At 67.7% G+C, this 16,333-nt stretch carries 17 protein-coding genes; 6 read left to right on the forward strand and 11 right to left on the reverse strand.

Going from position 1 to position 16,333, the window contains the following annotated elements; all coding sequences use genetic code 11:
* Positions 1–3 precede the first annotated feature (3 nt).
* The 3 genes from secB to GQ57_RS26925 form a co-directional block, all read right to left on the reverse strand.
* The gene (gene secB, locus GQ57_RS26915; RefSeq protein WP_011353285.1) at positions 4–486 is read right to left on the reverse strand and encodes a protein-export chaperone SecB; all 483 of its coding nucleotides are present in this window, start codon (positions 484–486) and stop codon (positions 4–6) included.
* Between the two features lie 107 nt (positions 487–593).
* The gene (gene grxC, locus GQ57_RS26920; RefSeq protein ID WP_031401326.1) at positions 594–854 is read right to left on the reverse strand and encodes a glutaredoxin 3; all 261 of its coding nucleotides are present in this window, start codon (positions 852–854) and stop codon (positions 594–596) included.
* Positions 851–1,273 (reverse strand): rhodanese-like domain-containing protein, encoded by a 423-nt coding sequence (locus GQ57_RS26925; RefSeq protein WP_021164238.1) that lies wholly within the window; start codon positions 1,271–1,273, stop codon positions 851–853. The genes grxC and GQ57_RS26925 overlap by 4 nt, the downstream gene beginning before the upstream one ends.
* 134 nt (positions 1,274–1,407) lie before the next feature.
* On the opposite strand from GQ57_RS26925, the gene gpmA reads away from it, so the two are divergent.
* The 3 genes from gpmA to GQ57_RS26940 all read left to right on the forward strand — a co-directional run bounded on the left by gpmA (position 1,408) and on the right by GQ57_RS26940 (position 4,777).
* Entirely contained in the window at positions 1,408–2,154 is a 747-nt protein-coding gene (gene gpmA / locus GQ57_RS26930; protein WP_031401327.1) for a 2,3-diphosphoglycerate-dependent phosphoglycerate mutase, read from the forward strand.
* A gap of 217 nt (positions 2,155–2,371) precedes the next feature.
* On the forward strand, positions 2,372–3,919 hold the full coding sequence (locus GQ57_RS26935) for a S41 family peptidase (RefSeq protein WP_031401328.1): 1,548 nt from the start codon (positions 2,372–2,374) through the stop codon (positions 3,917–3,919).
* A 105-nt stretch (positions 3,920–4,024) separates the two neighbouring features.
* On the forward strand, positions 4,025–4,777 hold the full coding sequence (locus GQ57_RS26940; protein WP_034199495.1) for a HesA/MoeB/ThiF family protein: 753 nt from the start codon (positions 4,025–4,027) through the stop codon (positions 4,775–4,777).
* 59 nt (positions 4,778–4,836) lie between these two features.
* Here GQ57_RS26940 and ptsP read toward each other — a convergent pair whose 3' ends face one another.
* The 7 genes from ptsP to GQ57_RS26975 form a co-directional block, all read right to left on the reverse strand.
* Entirely contained in the window at positions 4,837–6,609 is a 1,773-nt protein-coding gene (ptsP, locus tag GQ57_RS26945) for a phosphoenolpyruvate--protein phosphotransferase (RefSeq protein WP_031401330.1), read from the reverse strand.
* A 201-nt stretch (positions 6,610–6,810) separates the two neighbouring features.
* Complete coding sequence (locus GQ57_RS26950; RefSeq protein ID WP_031401331.1) at positions 6,811–7,080, reverse strand: HPr family phosphocarrier protein; 270 nt, start codon at positions 7,078–7,080, stop codon at positions 6,811–6,813.
* Positions 7,081–7,153: 73 nt separating this feature from the next.
* Positions 7,154–7,624 carry a PTS sugar transporter subunit IIA gene (locus GQ57_RS26955; protein WP_031401332.1) on the reverse strand — a complete coding sequence of 157 codons (471 nt, stop codon included), beginning with the start codon at positions 7,622–7,624 and terminating at the stop codon, positions 7,154–7,156.
* A gap of 231 nt (positions 7,625–7,855) precedes the next feature.
* Positions 7,856–8,812, reverse strand: a complete 957-nt coding sequence (gene gshB / locus GQ57_RS26960; protein WP_031401333.1) for a glutathione synthase — start codon at positions 8,810–8,812, stop codon at positions 7,856–7,858.
* A gap of 26 nt (positions 8,813–8,838) precedes the next feature.
* On the reverse strand, positions 8,839–10,128 hold the full coding sequence (gshA, locus tag GQ57_RS26965) for a glutamate--cysteine ligase (RefSeq protein WP_031401334.1): 1,290 nt from the start codon (positions 10,126–10,128) through the stop codon (positions 8,839–8,841).
* Positions 10,129–10,367: 239 nt separating this feature from the next.
* Positions 10,368–11,879: an ammonium transporter gene (locus GQ57_RS26970; RefSeq protein WP_031401335.1), complete on the reverse strand. Its 1,512-nt coding sequence runs from the start codon at positions 11,877–11,879 to the stop codon at positions 10,368–10,370.
* Positions 11,880–11,916: 37 nt separating this feature from the next.
* Positions 11,917–12,255: a P-II family nitrogen regulator gene (locus GQ57_RS26975; RefSeq protein ID WP_006398175.1), complete on the reverse strand. Its 339-nt coding sequence runs from the start codon at positions 12,253–12,255 to the stop codon at positions 11,917–11,919.
* A 355-nt stretch (positions 12,256–12,610) separates the two neighbouring features.
* On the opposite strand from GQ57_RS26975, the gene GQ57_RS26980 reads away from it, so the two are divergent.
* A complete protein-coding gene (locus GQ57_RS26980; RefSeq protein ID WP_031401336.1) occupies positions 12,611–12,862 on the forward strand; it encodes an accessory factor UbiK family protein in 252 nt (83 codons plus the stop codon).
* A 232-nt stretch (positions 12,863–13,094) separates the two neighbouring features.
* Complete coding sequence (locus GQ57_RS26985) at positions 13,095–14,717, forward strand: YifB family Mg chelatase-like AAA ATPase (RefSeq protein WP_031401337.1); 1,623 nt, start codon at positions 13,095–13,097, stop codon at positions 14,715–14,717.
* Between the two features lie 320 nt (positions 14,718–15,037).
* On the opposite strand, the gene GQ57_RS26990 is transcribed toward GQ57_RS26985, so the two are convergent.
* Entirely contained in the window at positions 15,038–15,610 is a 573-nt protein-coding gene (locus tag GQ57_RS26990; protein ID WP_034199496.1) for a hypothetical protein, read from the reverse strand.
* 160 nt (positions 15,611–15,770) lie between these two features.
* On the opposite strand from GQ57_RS26990, the gene GQ57_RS26995 reads away from it, so the two are divergent.
* Complete coding sequence (locus GQ57_RS26995) at positions 15,771–16,307, forward strand: peroxiredoxin family protein (RefSeq protein ID WP_034199497.1); 537 nt, start codon at positions 15,771–15,773, stop codon at positions 16,305–16,307.
* The last annotated feature ends 26 nt before the right edge of the window (positions 16,308–16,333 follow it).

A 16,333-nucleotide genomic window follows, 5' to 3' on the forward strand; every position in this document is an offset into this window, starting at 1 on the left:
ACGTCAGTTCAGCGTCGTGCCGTTCGGCGCGCCGGCGGCGGCGCCAGCCTGCTGCTGAAGCTGCGCGAGACGCTGCTCGTAGAGCGCCTGGAAGTTGATTTCCGCCAGATGGATCGGCGGGAAGCCCGCGCGCGTGATCGCATCGGCGATGTTCGAACGCAGGTACGGGAACAGGATCGTCGGGCAGGCGATGCCGACCAGCGGGTCGAGCTGTTCGTCCGGAATGTTGCGGATGTCGAAAATGCCGGCCTGCTTCGCTTCGATCAGGAACGCGACCTTGTCCTTCACCTTCGCGGTGACGGTACCCGACACGACGACTTCGAACACGCTTTCCGCGAGGCGGTCGGCCTTGACGTCGACTTCGACTTCAACCGACGGCATGTCCTGCTCGAGGAAGATCGCCGGCGAATTCGGCTGCTCGAGCGACATATCCTTCAGGTAGACGCGCTGGATGTTGAAGAACGGTTGGTTTTCGACGTCGGACATGGTGTTTCCCTAAAAATGGTGACGGAGCGGCCCGGCTTCTCGCCGGCCGCCACGGATGAATCCTGCGCGCTCAAGCCGCGGCGCGGCCGGCGGCCATTCTGCCCTAATCAGGCCGCTTGCAGAAGCGGTACGAGGCCGCCTTCGCGGTCGAGCTTCGACAGATCGTCGTAACCGCCGACGTGCGTGTCGCCGATATAGATCTGCGGCACCGTGCGGCGCCCCGTGCGCGTCATCATTTCCTCGCGGCGGGTCGGATCGCGGTCGATCAGCACCTTTTCGATCTGCTCGACGCCGCGCAGCTTCAGCAGGCGCTCGGCCTGAATGCAATACGGGCACACCTGCGTGCTGTACATGACAACCTTGTTCACTTCGCCACTCCTTGTTTGACGACCGGCATCCCGGCCTGCTGCCATGCGGCCACGCCGCCCTCGAGCACGTGCACCTCGGCGTAGCCCGCCGCCTCGACCTCGCGCGCCGCCTTCTGCGACTGCTGGCCGTTCTGGCACACGAGCAGCACGGGCGTGCTCTTGTTCTTCGCGACCTGCGCGATCTTCGCGCCGATCTCGCCCGCCGCGACCTGACGCGCCGACGGCAGGTGGCCGGCGGCGAAATCGGACGCGGCGCGCACGTCGATCACGACCGCGTTGCGGCGGTTGATGAGTTGCGTGGCCTCCGCGGCCGACAGGCCGCCACGGCCGCGGCGCAGCGCGGGCCAGGCCAGCAGGCCGCCGGATACCACCAGGATCGCGATGAGGGCCAGGTTCGTGTAATCGGTAAAGAACGTCACGGAATTCCGCCGGAAAAAGAGAAATCGGATAAGGACAATCCCGCCATTATAAAATAACCGTCTTGCGCGATGGCGGGCCCGGGTCGGGTCCCGCGCGACGCGCACCGCTTCCTTCACTACCGACCGCAAGATCCATGTACAAACTCGTTCTCATCCGCCACGGCGAATCGACGTGGAACAAGGAAAACCGCTTCACCGGCTGGGTCGACGTCGACCTGACCGAGCAGGGCCGCAACGAGGCCTACCAGGCCGGCGAATTGCTCAAGGAGGCCGGCTACACGTTCGACATCGCGTACACGTCGGTGCTCAAGCGCGCGATCCGCACGCTGTGGCACGTGCAGGACCGGATGGATCTCATGTACCTGCCGGTCGTCCACTCGTGGCGCCTGAACGAGCGTCACTACGGTGCGCTGTCGGGCCTGAACAAGGCGGAAACGGCCGCGAAGTTCGGCGACGACCAGGTGCTCGTCTGGCGCCGCAGCTACGACACGCCGCCGCCCGCGCTCGAGCCGACCGACGAGCGCGCGCCGTTCAACGACCCGCGCTACGCGAAGGTGCCGCGCGAGCAGCTGCCGCTCACCGAGTGCCTGAAGGACACCGTCGCGCGCGTGTTGCCGCTGTGGAACGAGTCGATCGCCCCGGCGGTCCGCGCCGGCAAGCAGGTGCTGATCGCCGCGCACGGCAACTCGCTGCGCGCGCTGATCAAGTACCTCGACGGCATCTCCGACGACGCTATCGTCGGGCTGAACATCCCGAACGGCGTGCCGCTCGTGTATGAGCTCGACGAGAACCTGAAGCCGATCAAGCACTATTACCTCGGCGACCAGGAAGCGATCGCGCAGGCGCAGGCCGCCGTCGCGAAACAGGGCAAGGCGGGCTGACGCCGCCAGGGCCGGGCGGGCCGCGCGAACCTTCGCGGCCCCGCCACTGTCGAATCCGCTTTCGAACCCGCTGCGTGTCCGGCGGTGCCCCGCCCCGCCGGCTCCGGGCCCCGTTCGACGCTTTTCGCGCCGTTCCACTGAGTCATCGGACGAACAGTTATACTTGTCCGCTACATCCCCGCTACCGCCACGCGCTTCCCGACCGCACCAGATCTCTATGCGAATGAAATTGAAGAACATCGGCCTGATTGCCGCGGGCCTCGCCACGGGCGTATTCGCCACGCTGCAGGTTTCCGCGTCGGCCGAGCAGACCGCCACCGCGCCGCTCCCCCTCGACCAGCTCCGCCTGTTCGCGGAAGTGTTCGGCCAGATCAAGCGCGAGTACGTCGAACCGGTCGACGACAAGAAGCTGCTGACGGCCGCGATCAAGGGCATGGTGTCGAGCCTCGACCCGCACTCGTCGTTCCTCGACAAGACCGACTATGACGAGCTGCAGGAACAGACGAAGGGCCGCTTCGCGGGTCTCGGCATCGAGATCTCGCAGGAAGACGGCCTCGTCAAGGTGATCTCGCCGATCGAAGATACCCCCGCGTTCCGCGCCGGCATCCGGCCGGGCGACCTGATCACGCGCATCAACGACAAGCCGGTGCGCGGCATGACGCTCGACAAGGCCGTGAAGCAGATGCGCGGCGAGCCGGGCACCAAGGTCACGCTGACGATCTTCCGCAAGAGCGACGACCGCACGTTCCCGGTCACCGTCACGCGCGCGATCATCAAGGTCCAGAGCGTGAAGATGAAGATCCTCGATCCGGGCTATGCGTACATCCGGATCACGAGCTTCCAGGAGCGCACGACGCCCGATCTCGCGCAGAAGCTGCAGGACATCGCACGCCAGCAGCCGAACCTGAAGGGCCTGGTCCTCGACCTGCGCAACAACGGCGGCGGCCTGCTGCAGAGCGCGGTCGGCGTGGCCGGCGCGTTCCTGCCGCCCGACTCCGTCGTGGTGTCGACCAACGGCCAGATCGCCGATTCGAAGCAGGTCTACCGCGATACGTACGACAATTACCGCCTGCCGTCCTTCGACGGCGATCCGCTGAAGAACCTGCCGCCGGTCTTCAAGACGGTGCCGATGATCGTGCTGACGAACGCCTATTCGGCGTCCGCGTCGGAAATCGTCGCCGGCGCGCTGCAGGATTCGAAGCGCGCGCAGATCATGGGCAAGACGACGTTCGGCAAGGGTTCGGTGCAGACGGTCCGCCCGATGACGGCCGACACCGCGCTGCGCCTGACCACCGCGTACTACTACACGCCGAGCGGCCGTTCGATCCAGAACAAGGGCATCACGCCGGACGTGCCGGTCGATCAGTACGCGGACGGCGATCCGGACGACGTGCTCGTGACGCGCGAGGTCGACTACTCGAACCACCTCGCGAACACGCAGGATCCGAACGAGAAGAAGGAACAGGAAGATCGCGAGCAGCGCCGGATGGATCAGCTGCGCATTCTCGAAGAGCAGAACGACAAGAAGACGCCGGAGCAGCGCCAGAAGGATCGCGATCGCAAGCCGATCGAATTCGGCAGCGCCGACGACTTCATGATGCAGCAGGCGCTCAACAAGCTCGAAGGCAAGCCGGTGCAGGAATCGAAGTCGCTGCTCGCCGAGAGCGCGACGAAGAGCCCGGCCAAGGCTGCCGCGGTGCCGAAGGCGTCGGGCGCCGGCGCGAAGCCGGCGGCCGCACCGAAGCCCGCGTCGGCACCGCAGTAAGCGCCGGCCGGCATCCGACGGGCCATCGCGGGAAGACCGCGATGGCCCGTTTTTCATGCGCGCCTAAAATAACGACACGTCCGCCCGCCTCGCCCACGACTCCCCATGAACGACGATCAACTCCTTCGCTACTCCCGTCACATCCTCGTCGAGGAAATCGGCATCGAGGCGCAGCAACGCTTTCTCGACGCGCATGCGATCGTCGTCGGCGCGGGCGGCCTCGGCTCGCCCGCCGCGATGTACCTCGCGGCATCGGGCGTCGGCGCGATCACGCTCGTCGACGCCGATACGGTCGACCTCACGAACCTGCAGCGGCAGATCCTGCATGCGACCGCATCGGTCGGCCGCAGCAAGGTCGAATCGGGGCGCGACGCGCTCGCGCAGCTGAACCCGGAAGTGAAGGTGGACGCGGTCGCGCAACGCGTCGACGATGCATGGCTCGACGCGCACGTGCCGCGCGCAACCGTCGTGCTCGACTGCACCGACAACTTCGCGACGCGCCACGCGATCAACCGCGCATGCGTCGCGCACGGCGTGCCGCTCGTGTCGGGCGCCGCGCTGCGTTTCGACGGCCAGATCAGTACATTCGATTTCCGCGATCCGGCCGCGCCCTGCTACGCCTGCGTATTCCCGGAGGACCAGCCGTTCGAGGAAGTCGCGTGCGCGACGATGGGCGTGTTCGCGCCGACGGTCGGGATCATCGGCACGATGCAGGCGGCCGAAGCGCTGCGCGTGATCGGCGGGATCGGCAAGACGCTCAGCGGGCGGCTGATGATGCTCGATTCGCTGCGGATGGAATGGACGACGATGAAGATCGCGCGCCAGGCCGACTGCCCCGTGTGCGGGGGCCGGCACTGACGCGCGGGCGGCGGCCCGCGCCGGGCGGCGCAGGCGCGACGGGCCGGCAGTGACGCCGCCTAGGCGGCGGCGTCCGCGCGCGGCTCGGCGACCGACAGGCGCTTCAGCGCCGCCTGCACTTCCTCCGGCTCGAACGCGGCCAGCACGTCGGCCGTCGGCTTCTCGAGCGCCTTCAGGTGTGCGCGCAGGATCTCCTGCTTCACGACGAGCAGCTGGCTCGGGTGCATCGAGAACTCGGTGAGCCCCATCCCGAGCAGCAGGCGCGTGAGCGCTGGATCGCCGGCCATCTCCCCGCACACCGACACGGATACGCCCGCGCGCTTCGCTTCGCGCAGCGTGTAGGCGATCAGGTGCAGCACGGCCGGATGCAGCGGGTCGTACAGGTGCGCGACCGCGTTGTCCGCGCGGTCGATCGCGAGCGTGTACTGGATCAGGTCGTTCGTGCCGATCGACAGGAAGTCGAAGCGCTTCAGGAACAGCGGCAGCGCGATCGCCGCGGCCGGAATCTCGATCATCGCGCCGATGCGCACGTTCGGGTCGTACGCGAGCCCCGCGTCGTCGAGCTGGCGCTTCGCCTCGCGGATCAGGTCGAGCGTCTGGTCGATCTCCTGCGCGTGCGCGAGCATCGGGATCAGGATCTTCACCTGGCCGAACGCGGACGCGCGCAGGATCGCGCGCAACTGCGTGAGGAACATCTGCGGCTCGGACAGGCTCCAGCGAATCGCGCGCAGGCCGAGCGCGGGATTCGGCGCCGTCTCGTAGCCCTCGTCGAGCGCTTCGAGCGGCTTGTCGGCGCCGACGTCGATCGTGCGGATCGTCACCGGCATGCCCTTCATCCACTCGACGGCGCGCTTGTACGCGGCGAACTGCTCCTCTTCCTCCGGCATCGCCTTCTGATGCATGAACAGGAACTCGGAACGGAACAGCCCGACGCCGACCGCGCCGGCCTCGACGGCCGCCTTCGCATCGTCGGGCAGCTCGATGTTCGCGTACAGCTCGATCTTGGTGCCGCACAACGTTTGCGTCGGCGAGAACTTCAAACGCTGCAGCTTGCGTTGCTCCAGCAGCTTCTCGGACTGCCGGTACGAATATTCCTCGAGAACGATCGGCGCCGGATCGACGATCACGATGCCCTGGTCGCCGTCGACGATGATCAGGTCGTCCTGGCGGATCAGCGCGCTTGCGTGCTGGACGCCGACCGCGGCCGGAATGCCGAGGCTGCGCGCGACGATCGCCGTGTGCGACGTGCGGCCGCCGAGATCGGTGACGAACGCCTGGAACGACTGGGTCTTGAACTGCATCATGTCGGCCGGCGCGATGTCGTGCGCGACGACGATCATTTCGTTCGTGCCGTTCGCGGCCGCGCGGTCGAGCGCCTGCGACGCCGACGGCGCGCCGGCGAGCGCCTTCAGCACGCGCTCGACCACCTGCTCGATGTCGGCCTTGCGCTCGCGCAGGTATTCGTCCTCGATGTCGTCGAAGTGACGCGTGAGCAGCTCGAGCTGCTCGGTGAGCGCCCACTCGACGTTGTAGCGGCGCGTACGGATCAGGTCGATGGTTTCCTGCACGAGCATCGCGTCGCTCAGGATCATCGCGTGCACGTCGATGAATGCGCCGACCTCGGTCGGGGTGTCGTCGGTCAGGTCGGCGCGCAGCGCCTCGAGTTCCCGATGCACGACGTCGAGCGCCGTGCGGAACCGCTCGACCTCGGCATCGATCTGGTTGGCCTCGACAAGGTAATGGGCGACGTCGAGCGCCGCCGGCGCGATCAGATACGCTCGACCGATCGCGATACCTCGTGAGACGGGAATGCCAAGCAGCGTGAAGGACACGCGCACCTCCTCTGTACAAGTAAAGCCGCGGCACACTGCTGCGATGCGCTTATGACCCCGGTTAGCGATTATAAATTCCGCGACTCCCTGCTGACTGCATGCACCGCAGCATTGCGCATTCCGCATCAATGCTGCCGGCGAAAAAAATGCCGCGAAATTCGCGGCATTCCGACTGGAATCGGCAACGATCCCACCCGGGGATCACTGGCCTTCGCCGAACTTGTCCGCGATCAGTTTCAGCAGCGCGTCCATCGCTTCCCGCTCGTCGGACCCTTCGGTCTCGATCGTCACGGTACTGCCGATGCCCGCCGCCAGCATCATGACCCCCATGATGCTCTTCGCATTGATCTTGCGCCCGTTGCGCGTCATCCAGACTTCCGACTGGAAGTTGCCGGCCAGTTGCGTAAGCTTGGCCGATGCGCGCGCATGGAGCCCCAGTTTATTGACGATGGTGGTTTCTTGTTGAAGCATGATTCTCGGTCGGGTCGGTCGGGACCGCCGGCGGCGCGCGTCGGCGGGTCGGTCTAAAACGAAACAACGGGTATCAGTGCGATTCGGTGCGCGCTTGCGGTTCGGGCGGAATCGGCGCGCACTGGCCGCAGCCGGTTTCGGTCGGTGGCGGCGGCGTGCCGGCCGCGACTTCGTGCACGCCCTTCGCCCCGCCGGACAGCGCCTTGTCGACCAGCTTGTCGAGCGGCACGGTGCGATAGCAGACGGCCCGCACGAGCATCGGCAGGTTGACGCCGGCCAGCACGCGCACGTTGTCGATCTTCGCCAGCTGGCCCGCGATGTTCGCGGGCGTCGCGCCGTACATGTCGGTCAGCACGACCACGCCGTTCTCTTCCTTGAGCCGCGCGAGTTCCGCGTGCGCGAACGCCATGACCTGGGTCGGGTCGCTGTCGGCCATTACGTCGATGCAGCCGATGCGGGCGGGCACGCCGCCATAGATGTGCGCGATGCAGTCCCGCAGCGCGGTGGCGAGCGGAGCGTGCGCGATGATCAGGATCCCGGCCATGTCAGATCGCTCCCGTCCGCCCCTGGCGGACCGACACCCCGCGGCGGGGCAACGAGCGTAGCGAGTGTGGGAGACGTTTCATGTTCAGCCTTGCGACAGTTTCGGGCCCGACCGCCGGGCCTTCGGTGCGCCGATCACGGCACCTGGCAGCGGGCATTGTAGCAGGCCGGTCGAGCTGCTCCGGCGACGGGGGACCTGCGCGGCCGCCGCCGGGGTTGCGCGGGAAACGGCCTAGGCGGCCGCACGCTCCAGCGCGTCGATGAACATCGCGGCGACGTCGAAGCCCGTCTGCTCCATGATCTCGCGGAAACACGTCGGGCTCGTCACGTTCACCTCGGTCAGCCAGTCGCCGATCGCATCGAGGCCGACCAGCAGCAGCCCGCGCGCCGCGAGCACGGGGCCGAGCGTCCGGGCGATCTCGCGATCGCGCTCGGTCAGCGGCTGCGCGACGCCGAGGCCGCCCGCCGCGAGATTGCCGCGCACCTCGCTGCCCTGCGGAATCCGCGCGAGCGAATACGGCACCGGCTCACCGGCAATCAACAGGATGCGCTTGTCGCCCGACTTGATCTCCGGAATGAACTTCTGGATCATCAGCGAACGCGTGCCGTCGTGGCCGAGCATCTCGATGATCGCGCCGAGGTTCATCCCGTCGGCCTTCACGCGGAACACGCCCATCCCGCCCATGCCGTCGAGCGGCTTCACGATCACGTCGCCGTGCTCGGCGTGGAACGCGCGCAGGCGCGTCGCATCGCGCGTGACGAGGGTCGGCGCGACGAATTGCGGGAATTCCCCGATCGCCAGCTTTTCCGAATGATCGCGGATCGACTGCGGCTTGTTGAACACGCGCGCGCCCGCACGCTCGGCCAGCTCGAGCATCCACGTGGCCGTCACGTATTCCATGTCGAACGGCGGATCCTTGCGCATCAGCACCGCGCCGAACGACGTCAGCGCACGGGATTCGTGCGCGGCCGCCTCGTACCACGGATGGCGGTGCAGGTCGGCCGTGTCGCCCACGATCGTCACGCGTTGCACGTCGGCCTCGACGCCCGAACCCGTCCACGCGAGCTGGTGCGGCTGGCACGCATAGACCGCGTGGCCGCGCCGCGCGGCCTCGGCCATCATCGCGTAGGTCGAATCCTTGTAGATCTTGAAGCGCTCGAGCGGGTCGGCGATAAAGAGAATGTCCATGAGGTCCTGTACGTAGCGAAGGTGCGTTACACCTGGATGGCTTCGGGATCGGTCTTTTCCAGTTCGATCGACGACGCGATCAGCGACAGCCGCGCGACGACACCATACATGTAGAACCGGTTCGGCGGTGCGGCGCCCGGCTTCGCGCCGGCATCCGGCAGCGCGGTGTGCTCGAAGCCGAGCGGCACGTAGTGCATGCCGGGCGCGTTCAGGTTCTGGTCGCGCTCGCGGCCGCCGTGCGTGCGGTAGAAACCGCCGACCACGTAGCGGTCGATCATGTACACGACGGGCTCCGCGACCTCGTCGCCGACGCGCTCGAACGTGTACACGCCTTCCTGCACGATCACGTCGCGCACCGCGAGGCCGGCCTTCGACTCGGCCATCTGCGCGCGCTCGGCCTTCGACAGGCGGCCGATCTCGGCCGCATCGTGCACGGTCATCACGCCGCGCCCGGCCGTGCCCGCGTCGGCCTTCACGACGACGTACGGCTTCTCGCTGATCCCGTATTCGCGGTACTTGCGCGCGATTTTCTTCAGCACGCCGTCGATCGCGTCGGCGAGCGCCTGCTCGCCTTCATGCGCCTGCCAGTCGACGCCTTCCACGTGCGCGAAATACGGATTCACCATCCACGGATCGACGCCGACCATCTTCGCGAACTTCTTCGCGACGTCGTCGTAGCAGGAGAAGTGCGTCGACTTGCGGCGCACGGCCCACCCCGCATGCAGCGGCGGCAGCAGGTACTGCTCGTGCAGGTTTTCCAGCACGGCCGGAATGCCGGCCGACAGGTCGTTGTTCAGCAGGATCGAGCACGGATCGAAATTCTTCAGGCCGAGGCGGCGCTGCGAACGCTCGAGCGGCTCGAGCACGATCTTCTGGCCGTCGGCCAGCGTGATCGGCGTCATGTCGGTGATGCTCGGGTCGAGCGAGCCGAAGCGCACGTTCAGGCCGGCCTGGCGCATGATCGTCGCGAGCCGCGCGACGTTTTCGAGGTAGAACGCGTTGCGGGTCGGCAGCTCGGGAATCACGAGCAGGTTCTTCGCGTCCGGGCAGATCTTCTCGATCGCGGCCATCGCGGCCTGCACGGCCAGCGGCAGCACTTCGGACGGCAGATTGTTGAACGCGCCGGGAAACAGGTTCGCGTCGACGGGCGCCAGCTTGAAGCCGGCGTTGCGCAGGTCAACCGAACAATAGAACGGCGGCGTATGTTCCTGCCATTCGAGCCTGAACCAGCGTTCGATCGCAGGCGTCGCGTCGAGGATCTTCTGCTCGAGTTCGAGCAGCGGACCGTTCAACGCGGTAACGAGGTGGGGAACCATGAATCACTCGCGAGCGGGAGAATGAAGATTGTAGAGCAATTGCCCCGCCCATTTGGGGATTGTTCCCGGCTTCGCAAGGGTTTGCGGGAAGTTTTCGGCTATTGACCCGATAGCGCGAAGGGTCATGCGCCGCGCCGGCCGACGGCGGAAGAAAAAAAACCCGCCGGGTGGGCGGGCCGAAGTCGCTGCGCTCATTCGTCGCGGGCGCCGTCGTTGCGGCGGCCCGCCATGCATCCTCTTTATTCGACATGCTCGCCGTGCAGGATCACGTCGAGGCCTTCGCGCTCCTCCTCTTCCGACACGCGCAGGCCCATCGTCAGGTCGATCAGCTTCAGCAGCACGAAGCTCAGCACGCCGCTGTAGACCAGCGTGATCAGCACGCCCTTCGCCTGCAGCAGCAGGCTGCCGTCGGCGCCGCCGATGTCCTTGACCGCGAACACGCCCGTCAGCAGCGCGCCCAGGATCCCGCCCACGCCGTGCACGCCGAACGCGTCGAGCGAATCGTCGTAGCCGAGCTTCGACTTGAGCCACGTCGCCGACCAGAAGCACACCACGCCGGCCGCGATGCCGATCACGAGCGCCCCCGCCACGCCGACGAAACCGGCCGCCGGCGTGATCGCGACGAGACCCGCGACCGCCCCCGACACGATGCCGAGCACCGACGGCTTGCCCTTCGCGATCCATTCGGCAAACATCCAGCCGAGCGCCGCGCAGGCCGTCGCGACTTGCGTCGTCAGCATCGCGAAGCCGGCACGGCCGTCGGCGGCAACCGCCGAGCCCGCGTTGAAGCCGAACCAGCCGAACCACAGCATCGAACCGCCGATCATCGTCAGCACGAGGTTGTGCGGCGCCATCGATTCACGGCCGTAGCCGACGCGCTTGCCGAGCACCAGGCACGACATCAGGCCCGCGATACCGGCGTTGATGTGCACGACGGTGCCGCCCGCGAAGTCGAGCACGCCGTCCGACGACAGCCAGCCGGTCGGCTCCCACACCATGTGCGCGATCGGCACATAGACGATCAGCGACCAGAGCGTCATGAACACGAGCATCGCCGAGAACTTCATGCGGTCGGCGAACGCGCCGCAGATCAGCGCCGGCGTGATGATCGCGAACGTCATCTGGTAGACGAAGTAGACCGATTCCGGGATCGTCGGCGCGAGATGGCTGACGGTCAGCGTCGTGGCCTTGTCGCCGTGGATGTAGTTCATCCCGTGCAGGAACGCGCGCGACAGGCCGCCGATGAAGCCGTTGCCCGGCGTGAACGCGAGGCTGTAGCCGACCACCGTCCACAGCACCGTGATCAGCGCGGTGATCGCGAAGCTCTGCATCACGGTCGCGAGCACGTTCTTCTTGCGGACCATGCCGGCGTAGAACAGCGCGAGGCCGGGGATCGTCATGAACAGCACGAGCGCGGTGGAGGTCAGCATCCACGCGGTGTCGCCTGAGTTGATCTTCGACGAATCGACCGAGAACGGCGCGGTCGGCGCAGCGGGGGCGGCCGGCGCGGACGCGGCGGCGGCGGCCGAGGCGTCGGCGGCGCCCGAGGCCGGTGCGGCCGCGGCCGCGGCGGAGGCGTCCGTGGCAGCCGGGGCCGACGCGGCAGGCGCCGCGGCGGACGATGCATCGGAAGCCGTGGCGGCGGGTGCGGACGCAGCCGCGGCGGACGCCGCGTCGTCTGCAAGCGCGGGGCCGACGCCGGCCGCGATCAGCGAGCCGGCCATCAGCAGGGACATCAGAAGTTTGCGCATCTTGGGTTTCCTCTTGTCGCTTGTCTTGTCTGTTCTGTTACAGCGCGTCTGCGCCCGTCTCCCCGGTGCGAATCCGGATCACCTGCTCGATCGGCGTGACGAAAATCTTGCCGTCGCCGATCTTGCCGGTGCGCGCGGCCCGCTCGATCGCCTCGACCGCCTGGTCGACGAGATCGTCGGACACGGCCGCCTCGATCTTCATCTTCGGCAGGAAATCGACCACGTATTCGGCGCCGCGGTACAGTTCGGTATGCCCCTTCTGGCGCCCGAACCCTTTCACCTCCGTCACCGTGATACCCGAGACGCCAAGCGCCGACAGCGCCTCGCGCGTCTCATCGAGCTTGAACGGCTTGATGATTGCGGTAATCAGTTTCATGAAGTCCTCTCGCTGGGTTGTCCCGTCGAATTGGTTGGAATGATGTAACGGTCTCTTCTCAGCAACTCGCATGCCATGTTGGCCCGAGCACCGTTTCGAAAGGCTCCGGAACGGGGTCGCATCCCGTGATGTAAGGTGCGGAAGCCCGGCCGAATGGCCAACATGGCCCGGTTTGCTGGCGCGGCGAAAGGATCGTTGCTAGAGTGCACGCACGTCCCGGAATGCCGGGGCATTCACCCATGCGGGCGCCATGCCCGGAATTCGCGCTCCCGGCGCACCATTTCCGGTCATGCGTGCATCATGGGCACGTACGCAACTGAAGATGCACAGTTTTTGTGCAAGGAAGGGGAATCACATGAAGCAACCCAGCGACGTTTTCAACGACCTGCAGTCGCGCGTCAGCGATCTGCTGAAAAACTCGCCGGCCAGGGACGTCGAGCGCAACGTGAAGGCCATGCTGTCGCAAGGCTTCTCGAAACTCGATCTCGTCACCCGCGAGGAATTCGACACGCAGGCCCAGGTGCTCGCCCGCACCCGCGTGCGCCTCGAGGAACTCGAAAAGCGCGTCGCGGAACTCGAGCAGAAGCTCTCCGCGCCGCAGGCCTGACGCCCCACCCGGTCGCAAGGTCCGGGCGCGGGCCGCCTCGCGCGGCCCGCGCCCGCCGCCCCACCGTCGCCCGTCGTTCTTCGCAGCACCCTCGTTCTTCGCAGTCCGTCGTTCCGCAGTCTCTCGTTCTTTCCCCGCGCCACGCCGGCAAGCGCGCACCGATTCCTCCGATTCCCGCGGCACGCGGCCCGTACGGCCGTCGCCTGTCCGCCCCGTTTGCAGGAGCCTCGCCATGTCGCTCGCCGTGGTTCGCAGTCGCGCGCCCGCTTCCGGCCGCGCGCCGGACGTCACCGTCGAAGTCCATCTCGCCAACGGGTTGCCGTCGTTCTCGATCGTCGGCCTGCCCGATCTCGAAGTCCGCGAAAGCCGCGAGCGCGTGCGCGCCGCGCTGCAGAACTGCGGCTTCGAATTCCCGGTGCGCCGCATCACCGTCAACCTCGCGCCCGCCGACCTGCCGAAGGAATCGGGCCGGTTCGACCTGCCGATCGCGCTCGGCATCCTCGCCGCGAACGGCCAGATCCCGGCCGACGCGCTGGCCGGCCGCGAATTTGCCGGCGAACTGTCGCTGACCGGCGCGCTGCGGCCGATGCGCGGCGCGTTCGCGATGGCGTGCGGCGTCGCACGGGACGGGCAGGTCGCGGATAGCGGCGCGGCTTCCGGTTCGAACGCCGACGCCCTTTCCGGCTCAGGCGCCGGCGGCCTCGAGGCCGGCCCGCGCGCCGCCGCGTCGAACGCCCCCGAGCTGTACCTGCCGCTAGCCAGCGCTGCCGAGGCCGCGCTCGTGCCCGGCGTCACCGTGTTCGGCGCGCCCGACCTGCCCGCGCTGTGCGCGCACCTTGCCGGCGCACCGGACGCCCGCCTCGCGCCGGTCGCGGCGCCCTGCCTCGACGGGCTGCCCGCCCCGGCCGCCCCGGATCTCGCCGACGTGGTGGGCCAGCGCGGCGCGCGCCGCGCACTGGAAGTCGCGGCGGCGGGCGGCCACCACATGCTGATGGTCGGGCCGCCTGGCGCCGGGAAGTCGATGCTGGCCGCCCGGCTGCCGGGGCTGCTGCCGCCGCTGACCGACGACGAGGCGCTGACGTCGGCCGCGCTCCTGTCCGCGAGCCGGCTCGGCTTCTCGCCCGCGCAGTGGCGCCGCCGGCCGTTCCGCGCACCGCATCATTCGTCGAGCGCCGCCGCGCTGGTCGGCGGCCGCAACCCGCCGCAGCCGGGCGAAATCACGCTCGCGCACCTCGGCGTGCTGTTCCTCGACGAACTGCCCGAATTCGACCGGCACGTGCTGGAGATGCTGCGCGAGCCGCTGGAGGCCGGCCGCATCACGATCTCGCGCGCGGCCCAGCAGGCCGACTTTCCGGCCGCGTGCCAGCTGATCGCCGCGATGAACCCGTGCCCGTGCGGCTGGCACGGCGATCCGTCCGGGCGCTGCCGCTGCTCGCCGGACGTCGCCGCGCGCTACCTGCGCAAGCTGTCGGGGCCGCTCGTCGACCGCATCGACATCCAGATCGACCTGCCCGCGCTGTCGCCGGCCGAGCTGGCGACGCGCACGTCGGCACCCGGCGAACCGAGCGCCGCGGTGGCCGCGCGGGTCGCGCAGGCGCGCGCGCTGCAGCTCGGCCGGCAGGGCAAGACGAATCACATGCTGAGCGGCCGCGAGACCGACGATCTGTGCCGGCCGACCGACGAAGGCGAACGGCTGCTGCGCGAGGCCGGCGAGCGCTTCGGCTGGTCGGCGCGCGCGTATTACCGCGTGCTGAAGGTCGCGCGGACGATCGCCGACCTGGCCGGCGACCCGTGGCCGACGGCCGCGCAGATCGCCGAGGCAATCCGCTACCGGCGTGTGCTCACGGCGCTCTGAGCGCCTTCCGAGGACAAAATCCGCCTGTCAAGACTTGACTTATTCACAATTCCCCGAATCCGGCATCGGATCGCGGCACGCCGCGACCTTTGCGCCGAGGAATGCGTATCCCTCTGTTTTAATTGACTTTTCTCAACGCACGCGCAGGCGACCAAACACGCCGAACGGCCGTCCCGCGCGGCTCAGCGGGAAATTCCGGCCACTTTTCAACAAAGTTATCCACATGCGCTGTGGATAGCCGAAAAATCCCCGCAAAATCCGGCGATTAGCGCCGAAAGCTGCGAACGAACTTTCAGTTGTCACGGTGTGCGCAGGCGCCGTCAATCGAGCTTGAACGAGCCGAAAAACTGGTCGAGCTGCTCCTGGGCGAGCGGCCCGTCGGCGATCACGACCGCCTGGTACGCGTGCCGGCCGCGCGCGGCAAGCCGCGCGACGATCGTCTTGCGGGCGCGATCGCCGCCGGCAGCCGCGCCCGCGATGCGCAGCTCGAGCCCGCTCACCGCGCCGCCGGCCTTCAGCGGCACGGGCACCGACGCGGTCTGCGGCGCGCCGTCCAGATTGCGGGACAACCCGGCGCGCAGGAACTCGAGCGCGGCGCGGCGCGTGTCGTCGCGGTCGTCGGGCAGCGTCAGCGTACCGACCGCGAACACCGCGCCGTCGACGTGCGCCGCCTGCATCCGCATCGGCAGCGACGCGCCGCCAAGCGCCACCGGCTGCTCCTCGACGGTCGGCTTCGCCGGCAGGTCGACGGTATAGCCGGCGTCGTTGTGCAGCGTGCGCCAGTCGTACGACGGCGAACACGCGGCCAGCGCGACGCTCGCGCACGCGAGCGCGGCGAAGTGTCGCAGCGGACGATAAAGGGGGCGCAACGAATCGATGACTTCCTTCGGCATGGCGTGGATCGGGCAGGCAAATCGGGCATTATCCGCCGAACGGGACGATCGGGAGGCGTGGCCGCCGCCGGTGCGCACGCCGCATTCGCGCTAAAATAACCGCCGAATTTCGACATCCTTTGCATCGACCCGCGTCATCGACCGACTCCGAGAGCACCAGATGAACACCACGCCTCCCGCCCGGCGCAGCGCCGGACCCGCCCGCTACATCGTCGCGGCCGCCATCGTCGCGGCTGTCGCTGTAGCCGGCTTCTTCGCGTTCAACGGCAAGTCCACCGTGCCGGATGCGACCTTCACGCTGCTGTCCGGCCAGAAGGTCTCGACCGCAGGCGACCTGAAAGGCAAGGTCTACCTCGTGAACTTCTGGGCGACGAGCTGCGCGACCTGCATGCAGGAAATGCCGCAGATGGTCGACACCTACAACCGCTTCAAGGGCCAGGGGCTGGAATTCGTCGCGGTCGCGATGAACTACGATCCGCCGATGTACGTCGCGAACTACGCGCAGACGCGCCAGTTGCCGTTCAAGGTCGCGCTCGACGACGGCAGCGTCGCGAAGCAGTTCGGCAACGTGCAGCTCACGCCGACGACCTTCGTCGTCGACAAGGACGGCAAGATCCTGAAGCGCTACGTCGGCGCCCCGCAGTTCGCGGAACTCGACGCGCTGCTCAAGAAGGCGCTCGGCGGCAACGCGGCCTGAGCGCCGCACGAACCGCCGGCAAGGGC

This window comes from Burkholderia sp. MSh2 (assembly GCF_000731655.1).
Classification (GTDB): Bacteria; Pseudomonadota; Gammaproteobacteria; order Burkholderiales; family Burkholderiaceae; genus Burkholderia; species Burkholderia paludis.

Coding starts and splice junctions, on each gene's coding strand:
- secB (WP_011353285.1), bottom strand. CDS start 486: ATGTCCGACGTCGAAAACCAACCGTTCTTCAACATCCAGCGCGTCTAC.
- gpmA (WP_031401327.1), top strand. CDS start 1,408: ATGTACAAACTCGTTCTCATCCGCCACGGCGAATCGACGTGGAACAAG.
- GQ57_RS26935 (WP_031401328.1), top strand. CDS start 2,372: ATGCGAATGAAATTGAAGAACATCGGCCTGATTGCCGCGGGCCTCGCC.
- GQ57_RS26940 (WP_034199495.1), top strand. CDS start 4,025: ATGAACGACGATCAACTCCTTCGCTACTCCCGTCACATCCTCGTCGAG.
- GQ57_RS26950 (WP_031401331.1), bottom strand. CDS start 7,080: ATGCTTCAACAAGAAACCACCATCGTCAATAAACTGGGGCTCCATGCG.
- GQ57_RS26955 (WP_031401332.1), bottom strand. CDS start 7,624: ATGGCCGGGATCCTGATCATCGCGCACGCTCCGCTCGCCACCGCGCTG.
- gshB (WP_031401333.1), bottom strand. CDS start 8,812: ATGGACATTCTCTTTATCGCCGACCCGCTCGAGCGCTTCAAGATCTAC.
- gshA (WP_031401334.1), bottom strand. CDS start 10,128: ATGGTTCCCCACCTCGTTACCGCGTTGAACGGTCCGCTGCTCGAACTC.
- GQ57_RS26970 (WP_031401335.1), bottom strand. CDS start 11,879: ATGCGCAAACTTCTGATGTCCCTGCTGATGGCCGGCTCGCTGATCGCG.
- GQ57_RS26975 (WP_006398175.1), bottom strand. CDS start 12,255: ATGAAACTGATTACCGCAATCATCAAGCCGTTCAAGCTCGATGAGACG.
- GQ57_RS26980 (WP_031401336.1), top strand. CDS start 12,611: ATGAAGCAACCCAGCGACGTTTTCAACGACCTGCAGTCGCGCGTCAGC.
- GQ57_RS26985 (WP_031401337.1), top strand. CDS start 13,095: ATGTCGCTCGCCGTGGTTCGCAGTCGCGCGCCCGCTTCCGGCCGCGCG.
- GQ57_RS26990 (WP_034199496.1), bottom strand. CDS start 15,610: ATGCCGAAGGAAGTCATCGATTCGTTGCGCCCCCTTTATCGTCCGCTG.
- GQ57_RS26995 (WP_034199497.1), top strand. CDS start 15,771: ATGAACACCACGCCTCCCGCCCGGCGCAGCGCCGGACCCGCCCGCTAC.